Consider the following 17600-nt stretch of genomic DNA (forward strand, 5'->3'; position numbering starts at 1 on the left):
GTCTTCTTCTGGCTACTTGACCAGCCGAAAGGCGGGGTGCCTGACCCAGGCCCGCAGGAACTCCGCCGTTCCCAGCGCCATCGAGTCGTCGTCCACGATCCCCAACACCCCTGGAAGGCCGGCGACGACCGACGCCTGTCCCTCCAGCAGCTCGGCGTTGGCCACGCCCCCGATGACGTCCATGACAGCGGCAGTCAGCAGGGCCGTGGCCAGGTGGTCGATCTCGTGATTGCAGCCGGCGCTGACATTGACGGCATGGGTCGGCCGGAAGCCGAGGACGGCCTCCACCTCGGGTTCGTCCGCGTGCTCGGCCTCGAAGATGCTCTCGTCGCCGGCGCCCGGCCCCATCAGGTACACCAGGAAGGGCCGATGCCAGTCCTCCTCCCGCCTGTCCTCGACGCCCAGTCGCTCCGCGGGCACGTTGACGTCGAAGGACCCGGGCCGCACCTCGGTGAAGGAGGAGGAGAGCCCCGCCATCAACGCGCGGAACCCCCGCAGCGTGGCCGGGGAGGGCGGTTCCGCCAACTCGATCACCAACGTCGGACCAGGCATGCAGGGAGCCTAGTTCGACGGGCGCCGTCGGAAGCGATCAGGCGTAGAGGAGTTCCGCCTGCCACTGAGCCTGTGGCTGGTGGTGCAGTTCGAGGTATGCCTTGGCCAGGGAACGGGGAGCGAAGCGGGGGTCCTCGCCGCCGATGTAGCCCGCGATGGTCACCGTGGTCACGTGGACGCCGGAGCCCTGCTGCTGCTTGTGCAGGGTCTGGACATAGGCCCGCAGCGCCGCCTTGCCCACCGACAGCGAGGTCCACTCGGGCGACGGGTCGAGGGCGAGACCGCCGCCGGTGAACAGCAGGCTTCCCCGGCCGTCCCGGAGGAGCGGCAGGACGGTCCGCGCCGCGACCACGGCCCCGGTGACGTTCACCGCGAGGGAGTGTGCGAACTCCTGCGCGTCCGGTTCGGTGGGCGTGTCGTGCGTCAGCAGGGCCGCGTTGTACACGAGCACCTCCGGCGCCCCCAGCTCGTCCGCCGCCCGGACGAGCGCCGCCCGCAGGCCCTCGGGGTCGGCGACGTCGGCCCGGTAGGCGCCCGCCGTCCCGCCCTCGGCCACCAGCCCGGACACATGCTTCTCCAGACGCTCGGTGTCACGCCCGAACAGCGCCACCGGGTTGCCGTCCCGGGCAAAGGCTTCCGCGAGGGCCAGGCCGAGGCCGGGGCCTGCACCCACGATGAGCGCGGATCCCTTACGCATGGTTGCTCCTTTTGTTGCGGTACTGGCTTGGGGTACTGGCTAGCGGTTGCGGTTGCGGCTTGCGGTACGGGACAGCGGTACTAGCTCGCCGTCGTGAACTGGGGCAGGCGCGCCATGACGGCCTGGATCTCGTCCTCGTCGGAGATGCCCTGGAAGTCATGGCGCGGCGTATAGGGCGCTTCGAGTGCGCTGATCTCCTCGTCGCCGAGACCGATGGACAGCGAGGCGACCGCGTCGTCGATCTGCCGGGTCGTACTCGCCCCGACGAGCGGTGCGGTGACGACCGGTTTGCTGTGCAGCCAGGCGAGGGCGATCTGCGCGCGCCCGACGCCCCGGGCCTCCGCGACACGGCTGACGGCGTCGACCACGGCACGGTCGGACGCCTCGGTCGCCGGTGTGTACAGCATGTCGGCGAACCCGTCGTCGCCACCTCGCGCGGTCGCCTTCGCGTCCGCCCACGCGCGGGCGAGGCGCCCCCGCGCCAGCGGGCTCCAGACGACGGTACCGACGCCCTCGTCCAGACAGAGCGGGATCATCTCGCGCTCCTCCTCGCGGGCGAGCAGGTTGTAGTGGTCCTGCATCGACACGAAGCGGGCCCAGCCGTGGGCGCGCTGGAGGTGCAGCGCCTTCGCGAACTCCCAGGCCGGCATGGACGAGGCCCCGAGGTAGCGGACCTTGCCGGCCTTGACCACGTCGTGCAGCGCCTCAAGGGTCTCCTCCAGCGGGGTCGCGTGGTCGTTGCGGTGCACCTGGTACAGGTCGATGTAGTCCGTGCCGAGGCGTGCGAGCGAGTGGTCGACCTCGGCCATGACCGCCTTGCGGCTCAGCCCCTTTCCGTTGGGGCCCGAACGCATCGGATTCCGCAGCTTGGTCGCGATCACGACATCGTTGCGGGAGGCGAAGTCCCGCAGCGCGCGGCCGAGGATCTCCTCGCTGGAGCCCTGCGAGTACACGTTCGCCGTGTCGAAGAAGTTGATCCCCCGCTCCACGGCGTGCTTGATGAGCAGGCGGCTCTCCTCCTCGCCCAGTGACCAGACCGGGTGGCCGCGGCCGGGCTCGCCGTACGACATCGCGCCGATCGCTATCGGCGAGACATCAAGACCTGTGGTGCCGAGCTTGACGTAGTCCACGATGCTCTTCTCCTTCGAAGGTGTCGTACGACGGCCCTGGCAAGGGACGCGTACCGGGCATCAGATGCGTACCGTCGTCTTGCCGCGTGCGCCGCCCTTGGCGTTCCGCGCCAGCGCTTCGGGGACTTCGTCCAGCGTGACGGTCTGCTGGACGGGGACCGTGATCCGGCCCGACGCGGCCTCCGCGGTGATCCGGGCGAGCAGGTCGGGCTTGTCCCGCATGGCGTAGTTGGTGACGGTGATCCGCTCGGAGGCGAGCAGTTCGGGTGGCGCGGTGAAGGTCACGGACGTCGCCGTGCCGCCGTCGCGGACGAGTCCGGCGTACGTGCCGAAGCGGGCCGTGTCGCGGGTGAGGTCGAGGAAGGCGTCCACGCCGTCCGGATGTGCCCGGCGGACCTGGTGCGCCGTGTCGCCTGCCGTGTAGTCGACCGTCCGCGCCGCGCCGAGCCGCCGGATCCACCGGTCGGCGTCGGGCCGGGCGGTCGCGACGACTTCCGCGCCGAGTGCCGCCGCGAGCTGGACGGCGAAGACCCCCACTCCGCCGGTGGCCCCCACGATCAGCACCGAATGGCCGGACCGCAGGCCGATGGCTTCGAGGGCGCCGAGAGCGGTCATGCCCGCCGTCGGCAGCGCCGCCGCGATCTCGGCGGGCATGCCGTCCGGAACGCGCTGGAGCGCCCCGCTGTCCGGGAACTCGGTGACGACCGTGTACTCGGCGAACGTGCCGTGGCCCAACGGCGCGCGGAGGAACTGGCCGTGCACCATGTCGCCGGGCCTGAACCCGCGCACACCTTCCCCCGCCTCCGTCACCCGGCCCGCGCCGTCCACGCCCAGGACGAGCGGATACACCTGGGGCATGGGCAACAGGCCGTCGGCGATGCCCATGTCGATCGGATTCACCGACGCCGCCTCCAGTGCGACCAGGACCTCTCCCGGCGCCGGGAGGGGGACCGGCAGCTCCATCAGTTCCGGCGCGGAAGCTTCCGGTGCGGGACCTTCCGGTGCGGAACCTTTAGGCGTGGCACCCGTCCCGCGTACCGCGACAGCACGCATGGCTGATCTCCTCTTCCTCGGCCGGTCTCCTCGGCCGGTCTCCCCGGCTGGTCTCCTGAGGCCAGTCAACGCCGCACGGCGGCGGACCTGAAGGACCGATCCGGGCATCGTTGATACCCTGGGGGTATGAATGACTTGGAGACGCGGCAGCTCCGGTACTTCGTGGCGGTCGCGGAAGAACTGCACTTCGGGCGCGCGGCCGAGCGGCTGGGCATGGCGCAGCCGCCGCTGTCCCGCGCGATCCGGGAGCTGGAGCGTCAGCTCGCTGTTGGACTGCTGCGGCGCACCACGCGTCAGGTCTCGCTCACTCCGGCCGGGGAGGTCCTGCTGCGGGACGCCCGTACCGCGCTCGACGCCATCGGCGCCGCCGGCCGGCGGGCCCAGCACGCGGGCGAGTCCACACCACGGCTGCGGCTCGCGCTCAAGCCGGACATCGACGGCGGCCTGCTGCCGCAGATCCTCGACGCGTACGCCGCCGAGGAAGCGGCCCTGCCGGTCTCGCTGGTACTCGGCAGAGTCGGCGAGCAGGCGCAGACGGTACGCGACGGCCGCGCCGACACCGCCCTGCTGCTCGCCCCCTTCGACGACCGGGGTCTGGACTCCGAGCCGTTGGCCGTCGAGCCGTTCCTCGTCGCTCTGGCGGCTGCGGACCCGCTGGCCGCCCGGCCGTCTCTGAGCCTGGCCGACCTGGCGGGCCGCAGCCTCCCCGACGGATCCCCCGCCGACCAGGGCCCCGCGCTCGGCCCGCACGGCCAACAGGGCGACCCGGCGGATGACGAGACGACGCTGTCGGACGGCTCGGACGGCGCGGCGCCGATCGCCTCGGACCTGCCACAGATCTTCAGGCTCGTGGAACTCGGCAGCATCGTCTGCTTCTTCCCCACATCCCTCACCCGGCGCTATCCGCGCCCCGAGATCGCCTACCGCCCCGTCATCGACCTCTCACCGGCCACCCTGGCCGTCGCGTGGCCCCAGGACTCGCATGCGCCGGCCGTCGCCGCCTTCGTCCGGGTCGCCACCAAGGTCGCGGCGACTGCCCCACCGGAAGCGGCGGCTGATCAGCGGGAATCAGCAAAGAGGATGGTGCCCTGAGTCCGGCGACGGCGGGATGGATGTGCCGCCGGCCGCCTTCTTTGCCCGGTCGGGCGCGACCCCGTGCGCCCAGCAGCGGGCCTCCGCGCCCTGGCCAGCCCGGCCCCGGCAGGCATACGAGTCCTCTCCCACTACCGGAGCGGCAAGGGGGGGACCACTTCACCTGGTGGGAGGACGGCGAGCGCCGGACCTCGTTCGCATGGTCTCGGCAGCGCGACGGCACCCCCCGGGTGAGCGAGATACCTGTGGGAAGGTCGACCTTGCCCCCACCCCTAGGGCACCCGTGGCCGATCCATCGATCAATGCGGTACGTGTGTCGTGGTGGGGCCGTGGGCCGTGAGGCGTCCCGATTCCAGGACGTGGACCGTGTCGGTGTAGGCGGCGACCAGGTGGGTCTCGTGGCTGACGAGGGTGATGGCCATGGCGCGCTCGGCGCGCAGGCGTCGCAGGAGTTCCATGATGGCGACCGCGGTGTCGGGATCGAGCGCGGAGGTGATCTCGTCGCAGAGCAGGAAGTCGGGGTCGGTGGCCAGGGCGCGGGCGATGGAGACGCGCTGGCGTTGCCCGCCGGAGAGTTCGCGCGGGTAGCGGTGGACGAAGTCGGCCGGCAGGCCGACCTGGTCGAGCAGATCGGTGATCCGGTCCGTGGTCTGCGCCTTGGTCAGTTCGGTGTGCCGGCGCAGGGGGCGGGCCAGGGCCGCGCCGATGGTGCGGGCGGGATTGAGCGCGGCCAAGGGGTTCTGCGGGACCAGTTGGATGCGCCGGTGGTGTTCGCGGCGGCGCTTGCGGGCGGCGTGCGCCAGGGGGTGCCCGTCGAGGGCGAGCGAACCGGTGTCGGGCCGCTGGAGGCCGGCGAGGACCCGCAGCAGGGTGGTCTTGCCGGAGCCGGAGGGCCCGATGATCGCGGTCGCCGAGCCGGGGGGTGCGGTGAAGTCGACTGATTGCAAGGCGAGTTGGGCGCCGCCCCGGTCCCGGTCCCGGCTCTGTCCCCGGCCCCGGAAGGTCACGCTGACGGATCGTGCCGTGATGCCGTCCGCAGGGGAGTCCGTGGACCGAGGGGAATCCGTCTTCCGTCGTGGTGGCGGCGCCAAGGGCAGAGGGGTGGGCCGTGGCGCGGTGGTGGTGAGCTGTACGACGTGGTCGGCGCAGGCGGCGACGAGTCCGGGGTCGTGACACGCCATCACGATGGCCAGACCGCGTGCCCCGGCCAACTGGCGCAGCAGGCCCGCGATCTCGTCGCGCAGGGCTTCGTCCAGTCCGGCGGTCGGCTCGTCGAGCAGGAGGAGGTCGGGGTCGCGGGCGAGGGCGCGGGCGAGCGCGACCCGGCGCTGCTGGCCCCCGGAGATCGCGGTGGGCCTGCGGTCGGGGAGCCCGTCGTCCGTGGGCAGCCTGCATTCGCGCAGCAGATCCAGTACGCCCTGGTCGCTCAGGGAGGTGGCGGTCTCCGCGACCAGGTGACGGACCCTCATCCTCGGGTTGAGCGCGGAACCGGGGTCCTGACCCACGTAACCGACCCGCGTGCGGCGCAGGGTCCGCAGCGCCGTCGGGTCGAGGCCGGGGACATCGTGGCCCAGGACGTCGAACGTCGTGCAGTCGGCGGTGGCTCGCGCGGGCAGGTGGCCGATCAGGGCGCGCAGCAGCGTCGTCTTTCCGGAGCCGGACGCCCCGGTCAGGGCGGTGATCTCGCCGGCCCGGACGGTCAGGCTGGTGGGCCGCAGCAGGACGGGCCCCTCGGGGATACGGATGCTCAGATCGGCGACCGTCACCAGCGGCGCGGACGCGCTGCCCTCGCCGACCGGTGCGGGTTCCGGGATCTCGTCGGTGGTGGACGACGCCAGGGGGTTGTTCACGGGGTGGTCACCGCCTTGGGTGCGGAGCGGGGTGCGAGGGAGGTGGCGGCGAGGTTGACGCTGATGGCGAGGGCGGCGATGGCCAGGCTGGGGGCCAGGACCGCCCACGGGTTGAGGAGGATGCCCGAGGAGTTCTCGCGGATCATCAACGCCCAGTCGGCGGCGGGCGGTTGGGGGCCGATCTGGAGGAATCCGGCCATGGAGATGACGTAGACGGCTTCGACGAAGCGCAGACCGAACAGCGCGAGGACGGTGGCGCGCAGGTTCGGCAGGAGTTCACGGGTGGCGGTGTACGTGAGGGATTCACCGCCTGCCAGGGCCGCTTCGACGTATCCGGCGCCGGCGAGCGGGGCAGCCGCCCCGGCGACGACACGCACCGCGTAGGGGGTGCCGAGGACGACGGAGGCGCCGATGACGGCCCATCGCCCGCCGCCGGGCCAGGCCAGCGCGATGAGCATGATGCCCAGGATCGGCGGGAGCAGGATGAAGACATCCGCGGTACGTTCCACCGCCCGGCCCACGACGGGGTGCAGTACGGCGAAGCAGCCGAGGAGCGCGGCGAGCGCGGTGACGGCGGCGGCGACCAGCAGGGCGCTGCCGATCAGGGCGGTACCGCCGTGCAGGAGCCTGCTGAGGACGTCGCGGCCGAGCTGGTCCCCGCCCAGCGGCGCCCCGCCGCCGGGCGTTGCGAAGGGGGCGGTGACCGGTTTGTCGAGGGGGTGCGCGGCGAGGAGCGGGCCGAGGAGGGCCAGCAGGACCAGGACAAGGCCCGGGGCCAGTCGGCGGATCGTCCGTACGCGGGCCGCCGAGCCCTTCCGCTTCCGGGCCGTGGCGAGGGTGGCGCTCATGCGGGGCTCCCCAGAACTCGGGCGCGAACGAGGTCGGCGGCCAGCAGGACCAGGCTGATCGCGGCGCCCGCGCAGACGACGACGCCCGCGATGAGCGGGGTGTCGCGGGTGGCGACGGCGGTGGCGAGCACGCTGCCGATACCGGGGTAGTTGAACAGGGTCTCCACCACCACGGTGCCGCCCAGGAGCATGCCGGTGGAGGTGGCGAGGCCGGTGGCGATGGCGGGGACGGCGCCGGGCAGGGCATGGCGCCAGATGACGCGGCGCACCGGCAGGCCGTCCAGGTGGGCGGCCTCGACATGGGGTGTGGCGGCCTGGTCGGCGAGCGCGCCGCGCACGATGGTGGTGTTCCATCCGGTCTGCGGAATGACCAGCGCGAGGACCGGCATGATCAGCATGGTCCAGTCGGCCGGTCTGCCGTCGGCCCCGGACACGGTGACGGCGGGCAGCCATCCGGTCCAGAGCGAGAGCAGCACCAACAGGCCGACGGAGACGACGAATTCGGGGACGGCGAACGCCGAGGTGGAGACGTGACCGATCACCCGGTCGGTGAGCCTGCCCGTGCGGGCGGCGGCCCAGCAGCCCAGGGCCAGGGATGCCACGGCCGTCAGGGCGAAGGCGACGGCCGCCAGGAGCAGCGTGTTGGGGAACGGGTCGGCCAGCAGGCGCGTGACCTTCTCGCCGTGGGCGCTGACGCCGAGGTCCCCGGTGAACAGCCCGGTCATCCAGTCCAGGAAGCGTTCCCACACCGGCCGGTCCAGGCCCAGCAGATGACGGCGGGCCGCGAGGTCGGCGGCGCTCTCGCCGCGCTCGGACGTCGCCGTGGCCGCGTCCCCCGGCAGCAGTTCGACGGCCGTGAAGACCAGGGCGAGCAGCACGACCAGCATGAGGACCCGGCGCCCCACGGCCGCGGCGATGCGGCCGAGGAGCGCCAGGGGGCGACGGCGCGCGGTGGCCGCCCCCGCGCCGGCAGGTGTGCCGGCCGGAGCGGTCACCGCGGTGTCCTTGACGCCGCGGTTCAACTCAGCCACGTGTTCTCAAGCTGTACGCGGCCGTACCCGGGAAGCTTCGGCAGTCCCCGTACCTTCGAAGCGGCCAGGTCGACACCGTCGGCCATGCCCCACAGCAGATAGCCGGACCGGTCGTACTCGATCTGCTGAAGCTCCCGCAGGTCCTTGGTGCGGGCCTCCTGGTCCGTGGTGCCGATGACCTTGAGGTACGCGGCGTCGAACTCCTTGTCGCTGAACCCGGCTTCGTTCTGTCCGGCGTCGCTGACCAGGGTCTTGGAGGCGAAGAACACCACGGAGTCGTTGGTGCCCCAGTAGGTGGTGTAGAGGTCGCCCTTCAGCCAGGTCTTGTCGTAGAACGTGCCGGACTCCTGCTTGACGACCTTGATCTTGATGCCGGCCTCGCGGGCCTGGGAGGCGAACAGGGTCGCGGAGTCGGCGAGACCGGCGATGTCCTCGGTCGTCACCAGGTCGTAGGTCTTGGAGAGGTCGAACTTGGCGTCCTTGAGGAGCTGTTCGGCCTTGGCCAGGTCCCGCTTGCGCTGCGGGATGTCCGTGGCGTAGTCGGGATCGCCGGTGCCCATGATGTCGTTGGCGACGTTGCCGTACCCGGACAGCGCCTGCCTGACCATGGCCTCGCGGTCCACCACCAGCCGCATCGCCTCCCGCACCCGGGGGTCGGCGAAGGGGCCGTCGGCGGTCCGCATCACGATGGGCATCGACATGTCGTCGGGGCGGCGTACGACCTGGAGATCCTTGCGGGACTCCGCGGTGCGCGCCGCGACCGGACCGGCGTTGGACGCCACGTCGATCTGTCCGGCGAACAGCGCGTTGGCCATGGCCTGCGGTGTCTCGAACATGGTCACCTCGATCGCGTCGAGGTGGACGGTGCCGCCGTACCACTTGTCGTTGCGTACGAGTCGGGCGTTGCCGTTGCGGTACCAGTCCAGTTTGAACGGGCCGGTCCCGGGCGCCTTCGCGACCGCCTTGTCGGAGGTGTCCTTCTTCATCACGAAGGTCGTCAGCCGGGTCAGCAGGGGAAGTTCGGCGTTGGCGTAGTCGGAGACCAGGACGACGGTGTCCGTGCCGTCCGCGGTGATGTTCTTGGCCTCGACACCGGGCAGGCGGGCGGCGCCGGACGGGGTTTCGCGCAGCCGGCGCAGCGACCACACGACATCGTCCGCGGTGACCGGGGTGCCGTCGTGGAACGTGGCGTTCTCGGCGAGCTTGAAGCGCCAGGTCTTCAGATCCTTCGACGGTTCCCACGAAGCGGCGAGGCGCGGCTTGGTGTTGGGGTCGGCGCCCGGGACGGTGAGGGTGTCGTAGACGAGGGCGAGGACGAGGTAGTCGCTCTCGTTGCCCTGGGTGCCGTGCGGGTCGCGGGTGATGGCGCCCGCCCGGCCGAGCGCGCCGATGCGCAGGGTGCCGCCCTTCTTGGGCTTGCCTCCGTCACCTGCGGAGCCGTTGGCGGTGCCATCGCCGCCCGAGGAGCACGCGGCCAGCAGGGCGGCCGTCCCTATCGCCCCGCCGGCCAACAGCACCTGACGCCTGTTGAAGTCCACGTACGTCCTCGCTCCATGTTTTCGGGCAACCCAGAACTATTTTAGGTTTGCCTATCCTAATGACAATCATTCCTGCAAGGGGGCGCGGGTGTCGGTGCGTGGACGGTCGCGTGCCGCTTCTCACCGGCCGGTCCGGCCTGGCAGATTTCAGCCATCGCAGTCTGATACTAAGGTGTGCCTTACCTAATCTCGGCTGCTAGCGTTCCGGACGCCGCCGGGGGTCGAACCGCCCGCAGCGCCGGGCAACCGGCCCCGCGTGACTGTCGGTTGGCTGCCACCGCCCGTTTGTGTACGGGCGGCGGTGCCCCCTGCCCTCCCGACATGGAACGGACTCCTTCGTCATGAGCACGGCAGCCGCACCTGCCCGCCAGCTCGCCCCCCGTACCGTGGGTGAACTCCGCACCGCGGCCGAGCGGATACTCGAAGAATTCGGTACATCGGCGACATCCCCCGCACTCCTGGAGCGCGTGGCGAAGGCCGCCGACGGCTTCGGTGACGCCCTCCGGCACGACTGCCGGCCCGTCGACACCGAGGACGGCCTGTTCGTGCTCCGGGGTCTGCGGATCGACGCCTCCCTCGGCCCCACACCGGACAGTTGGGCCACCGCAGGGGACAGCGGCGCGCTCTACGACCTCATGCTGCTGCTCCTCGCCACCGTCATGGGCAACCCGATCGCCTGGGAGGGCCAGCAGAACGGCCGCTTCGTCCACAACATCGTCCCGTCGCCCGGACACGAGAGCGAGCAGACCGGCGCCAGCAGCAGCGTGCTCCTCAGCCCGCACACCGAGGACGCCTTCCACCCCGGCCGCGCGCACCTGCTGATGCTCGGCTGCATGCGCAACCACGACCACATCGCCACCACCGCGGCCGGCATCCGCAGGACGGAACTGGCGGACGACGACGTGGAGACCCTGTCCAGGCCCGTGGTGCCGATCCTCCCGGACGACGCCTACGCCGAGGCCCAGGGCTACGCCGAAGCGGAACCCCCCGCCGTCCCCACCCTGTTCGCGGGCGAGGACGGGACGACCCTGCGCTTCGACCCCGCCTACACACCCCTCGACCGGGCCGACGCCACCTACCGCGCGGCCTACCGCCGTCTGGAAGACGAACTCGCACGCGTGTCCGTCTCCGTCAGCCTGACCCCCGGCGAGGTCCTCGTCGTCGACAACGACCTCGTCGTCCACGGCCGCGTCCCCTTCCAGGCCCGCTACGACGGCACCGACCGATGGCTCAAGCGGGTCTCCGTCCGCGTCCCCGGCCGCCGCACCCGCCCTCCCGCCGAGGCCACGGAGCACGGCTACGGTCAGGCCGCGATCGAAGCCCACGCCCGGTGAACCCGGACCGACGCCCCCGAACGGAAGGATCTGAGCAATGACCGACACCCGGAACGACACCCGCACCGGCACGGCGGACGGCGCGGCATCCGCCGCCGACACCCACCTGCGGATCCTCTCCAAGAGCGACCTCGCAGGGATCGACATCACCCTGACCGACGTCGTGGCCACCGTGGAGGGCGCCTACCGCACCCTGCACGCCGGGCAGTCCGACAACCCCCGCAAGCTCACCGTCAAGCCGCGGGACGAGCACTCCGTCGCCTACGCGATGCTGGGCCGGGACGGCTCCCGGGACGTGGTCGCCGTCAAGACCTCGTACAAGCACGGCCTGAACGTCGGCCGGGAGGAACAGCACTACTACACGACTCTGACGCTCTACGACGACTCCACGGGTCTGCCGGTGGCGATGATGGACTGCTCCCGGATCGGCTCCCTGCGCACCCCGGCGGTGTCCGCGCTGCTTGCGCGTGAATGCGCCGTGCCGGGCGCGCGCAGTGCCCTGGTCATCGGTACCGGAACCCAAGGGCGCTTGGCGCTGCCGTTCCTGCTGGAGACGCTGCCCGAACTGGACCGGCTCATGGTCTTCGGCACGCACGCCGACGGTGTCGCCTCGGTGCGTGCACACCTGCACGCCCACCACCCGGACCGTGAGGTGGAGATCGTCACGGACGCGGGGGCCGCGGCGGCGGAAGCCGACGTCGTCGTGGCGACCGCCGGGGGCCACACCCCGGCCGCCGTCGAGTCCGACCGCCTCAAGCCGGGCGCCCTGGCGATCCTGGTCGGCCATGGCCTGGCCCCCTCGACCCTGCACCGCGCCGACCGGGTGATCGCCACCAGCGAGGCCCAGATGAAGGTCACGGGCACGGACATGGCCGACGCCGATGGACAATTCCCCGCCGTCGACAGCGAGTTCCCCGCTGTGCTCGCCGGCGCCGCCGAGGGCCGCCGCTCCGCCGAGGAGAGGATCTTCGCGTACAACAGCGGTCTCGTCGTCACCGACATCGCCCTCGGCCACCGCTTCGCGCAACTCGCCCTCGCCCAGGGCCTGGGCAGTGAGGTGGCGCTGTGGCAGTGACGGACGCGCGTACGACACAGGTGCCGACGCTGCCCGCCCACCCGGACCCCGACACCGAGCGGATACTCGACAGCGGACTCCTGCACGAGCTGTCGTACGCCTTCGGCGGCCCGTTCCACTTCCTGCTGCCGCACCGCTTCGACACCCACCTCGCCGCCTTCCGCGCCGCGCTCGGCGAGGCCGGTGTGGAGGGGCGGGTGTACTACGCGAAGAAGGCGAACAAGGCGGCCCTCTGGACGGAACGTGCCGCCGCACACCAGGCCGGTGTCGACGTCGCCAGTGCGGGGGAGCTGCGCGAAGCCCTCGGCCACGGCGTACGCGGTGAGCACCTCGTGGTCACCGGGCCCGCCAAGAGTGACGAGCTGTTGCGGTTGGCGCTGTCGCAGGGGTGTCTGGTGGCGGTCGACGCCCTTGATGAGCTGGACAGGATCATCGCGTCGGCGTCGGAAGTGTCGTCCTACGTATCGCCCGGCGCCGCGCGACCGGCCCGACTGCTGCTGCGCCGCCTGCCTCCCACGCAACCCCACAGCCGCTTCGGCATGGACGACGGAGAGTTGGAGACCGCCCTGGGCCGGTGCGTGCGCGCGGGCGACGCGGTGCGGATGGAGGGCTTCAGCTTCCATCTGTCCGGCTATGCCACGCAGCCGCGTACCGACCTCGCGGGCGAACTGGTCGAGTGGTGCCTCAAGGCACGGGCCCTCGGCCTGCCGGCCGACCGGATCAGCATCGGCGGAGGCTTCGCCGTCGACTACGCCCCGGCCGAGCGGTGGCAGACCTTCCTCGCCGAGCAGCGCCCCGAGCACTATCACGCGCACAAGACGTTCCGGAGCGGCGACTTCTACCCGTACCACTCGCCGGTCGCGGGAGCGGACGCCCTGCGTACGATCCTGGCGTCCGTCCCCGAGGGCGGGCGGACCGGCCTCGGCGCGCGGCTCAAGGAGACGGGGACGCTGCTGATGCTGGAGCCCGGACGGGCCCTGCTGGCCGGTGCGGGCTCGACCGTCTTCCGTATCCAGGGGCTGAAGGAGCGCGACGGGTACCGCGTCGCCACCGTCGACGGCACCAGCCTGAGCCTGTCCGAGCAGTGGTTCAACAGCGAGTACCTGCCCGACCCGGTCCTGGTGACCCCCACCGGCCGTGCCCACTCCACCGGCACCTCGCCCACGTGCGTCGGGGGAGCCTCCTGTCTGGAGTCGGACATGGTCACCTGGCGCAAGGTTCCGCTGCCGGCCGGTGCCAGGGTCGGCGATCTCCTCGTGTACCCGAACACGGCCGGCTACCAGATGGACTCGAACGAGTCGCCCTTCCACGACCTGCCGCTGCCCCCCAAGGTCGTCATCGACCGGCTGGGCGACCGCCCGCGCTGGCGCCTCGACCGCCGACCCACCGGCTGACCTCCCCCCCCACTCACCCAGGAGTTCGTCCATGAACGCGGCCCTCGCCCGCCCAGCCGTGGTCTCCCAGCTGTCCGACCTCGTCGGCTGCACCCCCCTGCTGGAGCTGGCCCGGTCGGAGACCGGCAGCCGTCTGCTGCTGAAGCTGGAGATGTTCAACCCCACCGGCACCGCGAAGATCCGGATGGCACGCGCGATGATCGATGCCGCGGAGCGCTCCGGCGAGCTGCGGCCCGGCGGTCGCGTCATCGAATCCACCTCGGGCAACACCGGGCTCGGCCTCGCCGTGATCGCCGCCGAACGCGGCTACACCTTCACCGCCGTGGTCGACCAACACGCCGCCGCGGACAAGCTCCGCGCCATGAAGGCCCTGGGTACGGAGCTGGTGTACGTGGTGGACGACGGCACCGAGGAGTTGGCGACAGCGGCCCGTGAGGAACTGGCCGAGGACATGGCGCGCGGCCAGGACAACACCGTCTTCACCGAGCAGCACAACAATCCCGCCAACGGCGTCGGCTACTTCCCCGTGGCCCACGAGCTGAACGCCGCCCTCGACGGAAAGCTCGACGTCCTCGTCGGCGCCGTCGGAACCGGCGGCGGCCTGTGCGGCACCGCCCGCGAACTGCGCACCCTCATACCGGGCGTCTCCACCGTCGGAGTCGAACCCAAGGGTTCCATCGCCTTCGGCGGCCCGGCGCACGACTACTACCAGTCGGGCACCGGCACCCCCGAGGGCGCCGAGATCGGCGCCCTGGTCGACTTCGGCCTGATCGACGAGGGCGTCAAGGTCGGCGATGTCGAGGCGTTCGCGACCTGCCGGGCCGTCGCACGGACCGGACTGCTCATCGGAGGCTCCGCAGGCGGTGTCGTCCACGAGGCGCTGACCCGCCTGCCGTCGCTGCCGCCCGGGACGACTATGGTCGCCCTGATCAATGACGGCGGGGAGAAGTACATGGACACGGTCTTCGACGACGACTGGATGCGGGAGCGCGGCCTCCTCGATCCGGACGCGGAACGGCACATCGACGAACTCCTCACCAAGCTCCGCGGGAACCGATAACCCGATGCCGACCACCCTCCGCGCCACCCTCGGCACCCTCGTCCGTGACAGCCGGGCCCTCGCCACCCTCGCCGTCCCGCTGATCCTCACCCAGCTCGCCCAGGTCGCCCTGACCACCACCGACACCGTGATGATGGGCTTCCTCGGGACGAAGGAGCTGGCCGCGGGCGGCCTGGCCATCGTCATCTTCAACCAGGTACGCACCATGGGCGTCGGCCTGGTCACCTCCGTCGGCAACCAGATCGCCGCCGCCGGAGCCCTCGCCGAGCAGGTACGGGGCGGCGAAGAGGAACGGAGTCGCGAGGAGGTACGCGGCATCGTCCGCGCCAGCATGGCGCTCGCCACCCTCGCGGGCATCGCCGGCGCCGTCCTGATGATCCTGATCGGTCAGGCCCTGCCCTGGCTCGGCCAGGACGCCGAGGTCGCGGACCGCGCCCAGAGCGTGCTCTTCGCTCTCGCTCCGGGCCTGTTGCCCTGCCTCTGGTTCCAGGCGATCCGCCAGTTCACCGTGGGGATGCGGCGGCCTCAGGCCCTGCTCCGGATCACCATCGCCTCCATCGCGGTCAACGCCGGACTCAACTGGGTCCTCATCCACGGCACCTGGGGCCTGCCGGGCCTCGGCCTGACCGGCATCGGCACAGCCACCTCCACCGTCTACCTGCTCTCCTTCCTCGCCCTCTACCTCGCGGCGAAGAAGGACACCACACTGGCCCCCTTGCTGTCCCTGCACCTCGTCAAGGCCGATCCGGCCGTCGTCAAACGGCTGCTGCGGCTGGGCATCCCCATCGCCGCCACCTACGGCTCCGAGGCCGGATTCTTCTCCCTCACCGCGCTGATGGCCGGATCCTTCGGACCCGCCGCGCTGGCCGCGCACACGGCGGTCAACCAACTCGTCTACATCGTCTTCCAGGTCGCCGTCGGCCTCTCGCACGCCGCGTCGATCAATGTCAGCCGCGAACTGGCGCTGGGCCGGTACGACGACGCCCGGCGCATCAAGAACACCGCGCTCGCCTGCGCCGGCGCCGTCATGACCGTCGTAGGCGTCCTCTATCTCACGCTGCCGCGCCTCGTCCTGACGCCCTTCCTGGAGTCCGGCTCGGACGAGGCGCTGACCATCGCGACCCACCTGCTGATCGTGACCGCCTTCCTGCAGTTCTTCGACTGCGCCCAGAACATCGGCGTCGGCCTGCTGCGCGGCCTCGACGACACCAGAAGCGGCTTCCGTATCACCCTCATCGGCTACTGGGCCGTCGGCCTGCCCGCGTCCTGGCTCCTCGCGTACGCGCTGCGCCTCGAAGCCGTCGGCATCTGGCTCGGCCTGCTCACGGGCCTCGCCACCACCGCCGTCCTGCTCCTGCGCCGCTACTCCACATCCCTCACCGCACGAGCCGACGGCCAGATGACCGTCGCGACGGCCTGAACCGGCACGCGGGTCCCGAATGCCAGTCGTGACGGTCCTCGTGCCGGACCGGGCCTCAGCGTCGTGCGTGGCGGATCTTCAGGCGGCCGAAGCCCATGACCCCGGAGATCCGGATCGTCGGCCCGCCGGGACGAAGGCTCGGCCGGGGCCTGTAGCGCGTGTCCTTCCACCCGGTGTGCAGTTCATCGATCTCGACGGTCGCGTCGCGAGGCACCGTGATCTTGGCCCTGCCGGTGCCGACCCGCAACTCGATGTCGACCACCGGGTGCTCGAAGACCGCCCGGGACAGATCCAGGTGCACCCTTCCGAACGCCGACTCGACCTTGAGGGTGCGGGGCACCCGCCACGCGCCGCGCCGCTGGATCCGTCCGCCGGCGGCGGCGATCGTGGACGAGGTGCCCGGGTCCTCCGCCGGCAGCGAGGCCAGCACCGGCACCAGCTCGCCGTGCGTCGTGGCGGTGAGCGCCCCGTGCAGGCGTTCGTCCATCTCCTCGTGCGAGAGGTGCCCTTCGGCGTACGCCTCCTGAAGGCGCCGCACGGCCGCGTCGCGGTCGTCTTCCCTGATCAGCCGCGCCGGGTCTTCCTGCGATGGAGTCACCGTTTCACTCTAATGGCGCCCCCGCGCCTCGGTGAAAGCGCCGCCACACATTCCGGAGCAACCTTTGATTCCACCCGTAGGTCTCCTACGAGTCCGCCCCTCTGCTCTTCGGTGAAAGTGGCACACGATGACGACCTCTCCGCTTGTCCTGCGCGGCCGTGACGGTACGGCTCAACTCGACGGTGGCGCCCTACGACTGGAGCAGGAGGCGATACGGCGTATTCCGCTGGAGGCGGTGGAGGAGATACGCGCGGCGGAGAACGGCCTGACGCTGGAGATCGTGCTCACCACGGTGAGCGGTCCGGCCACCGTGTACCGGCTGCGGTGCCGTAGCGGGCCGGCGGTCGCGGCCTTCGTGGACATGGTCGCGGCCCTGGTGCCCGAGCGGGTGCCGGGCGAGCCGCGGCGGGACGGGGCCGCGCTGGTCCTGACCGAGGCGCGACCGCCCCGCCGAAGACCCGCCTATGGCTTGTGGGCCTTCCTGGGGGTGTGCCTGGCGAGCGGAGGGGTGGCGATCGGGTGGGGGTCCGCCGGGAATGTTCTCTTCTTTTTCCTCGGCTGGTTCCCGCTGTTCATCGGCTATGCGATCAGCGACTCGGTGGGCCGGGACATGTATCTGACGTGGGCTCTGCGACGGTCCGGCCTCACCGTGCTGGCGACTCGGCATCCGTCCAACTACCGGATCTTCCAGTTCACGGACGCCTCGGGCGTCGTCCGCGATTTCCGCGGGCACGCGGACTGGGTGAGCGGCAGCAATCCGCCCCAGGTTCAGGTGCTCTACGATCCTCACCGTTCCGACCGGATGGTCGGCGTGCAGATGCGGGCGAATTGGGTACTGAACTGGCTGTATCTCGTGTTCGGTCTGCCCATCCTCGTACTCGGCCTCGTCGCCGTCCCCGGTCAGTTCGTCCTTGTGCTCTTCAACTGA

The 17600-nt window shown here is 71.2% G+C and carries 16 protein-coding genes; 7 read left to right on the forward strand and 9 right to left on the reverse strand.

The window, feature by feature from the left end:
* Window positions 1-12 precede the first annotated feature (12 nt).
* The 4 genes from ACIQNU_RS38780 to ACIQNU_RS38795 form a co-directional block, all read right to left on the reverse strand.
* A complete protein-coding gene (locus tag ACIQNU_RS38780; RefSeq protein WP_401375881.1) occupies window positions 13-552 on the reverse strand; it encodes a DUF6368 family protein in 540 nt (179 codons plus the stop codon).
* Between the two features lie 37 nt (window positions 553-589).
* Window positions 590-1249 carry an SDR family NAD(P)-dependent oxidoreductase gene (locus tag ACIQNU_RS38785; protein ID WP_401375883.1) on the reverse strand — a complete coding sequence of 220 codons (660 nt, stop codon included), beginning with the start codon at window positions 1247-1249 and terminating at the stop codon, window positions 590-592.
* Window positions 1250-1329: 80 nt separating this feature from the next.
* Complete coding sequence (locus ACIQNU_RS38790) at window positions 1330-2379, reverse strand: aldo/keto reductase (RefSeq protein WP_401375886.1); 1050 nt, start codon at window positions 2377-2379, stop codon at window positions 1330-1332.
* A gap of 60 nt (window positions 2380-2439) precedes the next feature.
* Window positions 2440-3432, reverse strand: coding sequence for an NADP-dependent oxidoreductase (locus ACIQNU_RS38795; RefSeq protein ID WP_401375888.1), 993 nt, complete (start codon window positions 3430-3432; stop codon window positions 2440-2442).
* A gap of 126 nt (window positions 3433-3558) precedes the next feature.
* On the opposite strand from ACIQNU_RS38795, the gene ACIQNU_RS38800 reads away from it, so the two are divergent.
* Window positions 3559-4524, forward strand: a complete 966-nt coding sequence (locus tag ACIQNU_RS38800; RefSeq protein ID WP_401375891.1) for a LysR family transcriptional regulator — start codon at window positions 3559-3561, stop codon at window positions 4522-4524.
* A 299-nt stretch (window positions 4525-4823) separates the two neighbouring features.
* Here ACIQNU_RS38800 and ACIQNU_RS38805 read toward each other — a convergent pair whose 3' ends face one another.
* From ACIQNU_RS38805 to ACIQNU_RS38820, 4 genes are all read right to left on the reverse strand, one after another.
* The gene (locus ACIQNU_RS38805; RefSeq protein WP_401375894.1) at window positions 4824-6374 is read right to left on the reverse strand and encodes an ABC transporter ATP-binding protein; all 1551 of its coding nucleotides are present in this window, start codon (window positions 6372-6374) and stop codon (window positions 4824-4826) included.
* Window positions 6371-7222, reverse strand: a complete 852-nt coding sequence (locus ACIQNU_RS38810) for an ABC transporter permease (protein WP_401375897.1) — start codon at window positions 7220-7222, stop codon at window positions 6371-6373. Before ACIQNU_RS38810 ends, ACIQNU_RS38805 begins: the two co-directional genes overlap by 4 nt.
* Window positions 7219-8109, reverse strand: a complete 891-nt coding sequence (locus ACIQNU_RS38815) for an ABC transporter permease (protein ID WP_401375990.1) — start codon at window positions 8107-8109, stop codon at window positions 7219-7221. The genes ACIQNU_RS38810 and ACIQNU_RS38815 overlap by 4 nt, the downstream gene beginning before the upstream one ends.
* Window positions 8110-8240: 131 nt before the next feature.
* Entirely contained in the window at window positions 8241-9791 is a 1551-nt protein-coding gene (locus ACIQNU_RS38820) for an ABC transporter substrate-binding protein (protein WP_401375899.1), read from the reverse strand.
* A 341-nt stretch (window positions 9792-10132) separates the two neighbouring features.
* Between ACIQNU_RS38820 and ACIQNU_RS38825 the strand changes: the two genes are divergently transcribed.
* Genes ACIQNU_RS38825 through ACIQNU_RS38845 form a run of 5 tightly spaced genes read left to right on the forward strand, consistent with a single transcriptional unit; the run spans window position 10133 to window position 16074 of the window.
* Window positions 10133-11125 (forward strand): TauD/TfdA family dioxygenase, encoded by a 993-nt coding sequence (locus ACIQNU_RS38825; RefSeq protein ID WP_401375902.1) that lies wholly within the window; start codon window positions 10133-10135, stop codon window positions 11123-11125.
* A 37-nt stretch (window positions 11126-11162) separates the two neighbouring features.
* Window positions 11163-12200 carry an ornithine cyclodeaminase family protein gene (locus tag ACIQNU_RS38830; protein ID WP_401375905.1) on the forward strand — a complete coding sequence of 346 codons (1038 nt, stop codon included), beginning with the start codon at window positions 11163-11165 and terminating at the stop codon, window positions 12198-12200.
* A complete protein-coding gene (locus tag ACIQNU_RS38835) occupies window positions 12191-13594 on the forward strand; it encodes a Y4yA family PLP-dependent enzyme (RefSeq protein WP_401375908.1) in 1404 nt (467 codons plus the stop codon). The genes ACIQNU_RS38830 and ACIQNU_RS38835 overlap by 10 nt, the downstream gene beginning before the upstream one ends.
* Window positions 13595-13625: 31 nt before the next feature.
* Window positions 13626-14654, forward strand: a complete 1029-nt coding sequence (locus tag ACIQNU_RS38840) for a cysteine synthase family protein (RefSeq protein ID WP_401375911.1) — start codon at window positions 13626-13628, stop codon at window positions 14652-14654.
* Between the two features lie 4 nt (window positions 14655-14658).
* Complete coding sequence (locus tag ACIQNU_RS38845; RefSeq protein ID WP_401375914.1) at window positions 14659-16074, forward strand: MATE family efflux transporter; 1416 nt, start codon at window positions 14659-14661, stop codon at window positions 16072-16074.
* 55 nt (window positions 16075-16129) lie between these two features.
* On the opposite strand, the gene ACIQNU_RS38850 is transcribed toward ACIQNU_RS38845, so the two are convergent.
* Window positions 16130-16672: a DUF1707 domain-containing protein gene (locus ACIQNU_RS38850; protein ID WP_401375917.1), complete on the reverse strand. Its 543-nt coding sequence runs from the start codon at window positions 16670-16672 to the stop codon at window positions 16130-16132.
* Window positions 16673-16799: 127 nt separating this feature from the next.
* Between ACIQNU_RS38850 and ACIQNU_RS38855 the strand changes: the two genes are divergently transcribed.
* The gene (locus ACIQNU_RS38855; protein WP_401375920.1) at window positions 16800-17600 is read left to right on the forward strand and encodes a hypothetical protein; all 801 of its coding nucleotides are present in this window, start codon (window positions 16800-16802) and stop codon (window positions 17598-17600) included.

The sequence above is a fragment of the Streptomyces sp. NPDC091292 genome (assembly GCF_044757265.1).
Lineage (GTDB): Bacteria > Actinomycetota > Actinomycetes > Streptomycetales > Streptomycetaceae > Streptomyces.

What these genes read in the sequence shown, in the direction of transcription:
- ACIQNU_RS38780 (WP_401375881.1), bottom strand. Translation starts at nt 552, where the DNA reads ATGCCTGGTCCGACGTTGGTGATCGAGTTGGCGGAACCGCCCTCCCCG.
- ACIQNU_RS38785 (WP_401375883.1), bottom strand. Translation starts at nt 1,249, where the DNA reads ATGCGTAAGGGATCCGCGCTCATCGTGGGTGCAGGCCCCGGCCTCGGC.
- ACIQNU_RS38795 (WP_401375888.1), bottom strand. Translation starts at nt 3,432, where the DNA reads ATGCGTGCTGTCGCGGTACGCGGGACGGGTGCCACGCCTAAAGGTTCC.
- ACIQNU_RS38800 (WP_401375891.1), top strand. Translation starts at nt 3,559, where the DNA reads ATGAATGACTTGGAGACGCGGCAGCTCCGGTACTTCGTGGCGGTCGCG.
- ACIQNU_RS38810 (WP_401375897.1), bottom strand. Translation starts at nt 7,222, where the DNA reads ATGAGCGCCACCCTCGCCACGGCCCGGAAGCGGAAGGGCTCGGCGGCC.
- ACIQNU_RS38815 (WP_401375990.1), bottom strand. Translation starts at nt 8,109, where the DNA reads ATGCTGGTCGTGCTGCTCGCCCTGGTCTTCACGGCCGTCGAACTGCTG.
- ACIQNU_RS38825 (WP_401375902.1), top strand. Translation starts at nt 10,133, where the DNA reads ATGAGCACGGCAGCCGCACCTGCCCGCCAGCTCGCCCCCCGTACCGTG.
- ACIQNU_RS38830 (WP_401375905.1), top strand. Translation starts at nt 11,163, where the DNA reads ATGACCGACACCCGGAACGACACCCGCACCGGCACGGCGGACGGCGCG.
- ACIQNU_RS38840 (WP_401375911.1), top strand. Translation starts at nt 13,626, where the DNA reads ATGAACGCGGCCCTCGCCCGCCCAGCCGTGGTCTCCCAGCTGTCCGAC.
- ACIQNU_RS38845 (WP_401375914.1), top strand. Translation starts at nt 14,659, where the DNA reads ATGCCGACCACCCTCCGCGCCACCCTCGGCACCCTCGTCCGTGACAGC.
- ACIQNU_RS38855 (WP_401375920.1), top strand. Translation starts at nt 16,800, where the DNA reads ATGACGACCTCTCCGCTTGTCCTGCGCGGCCGTGACGGTACGGCTCAA.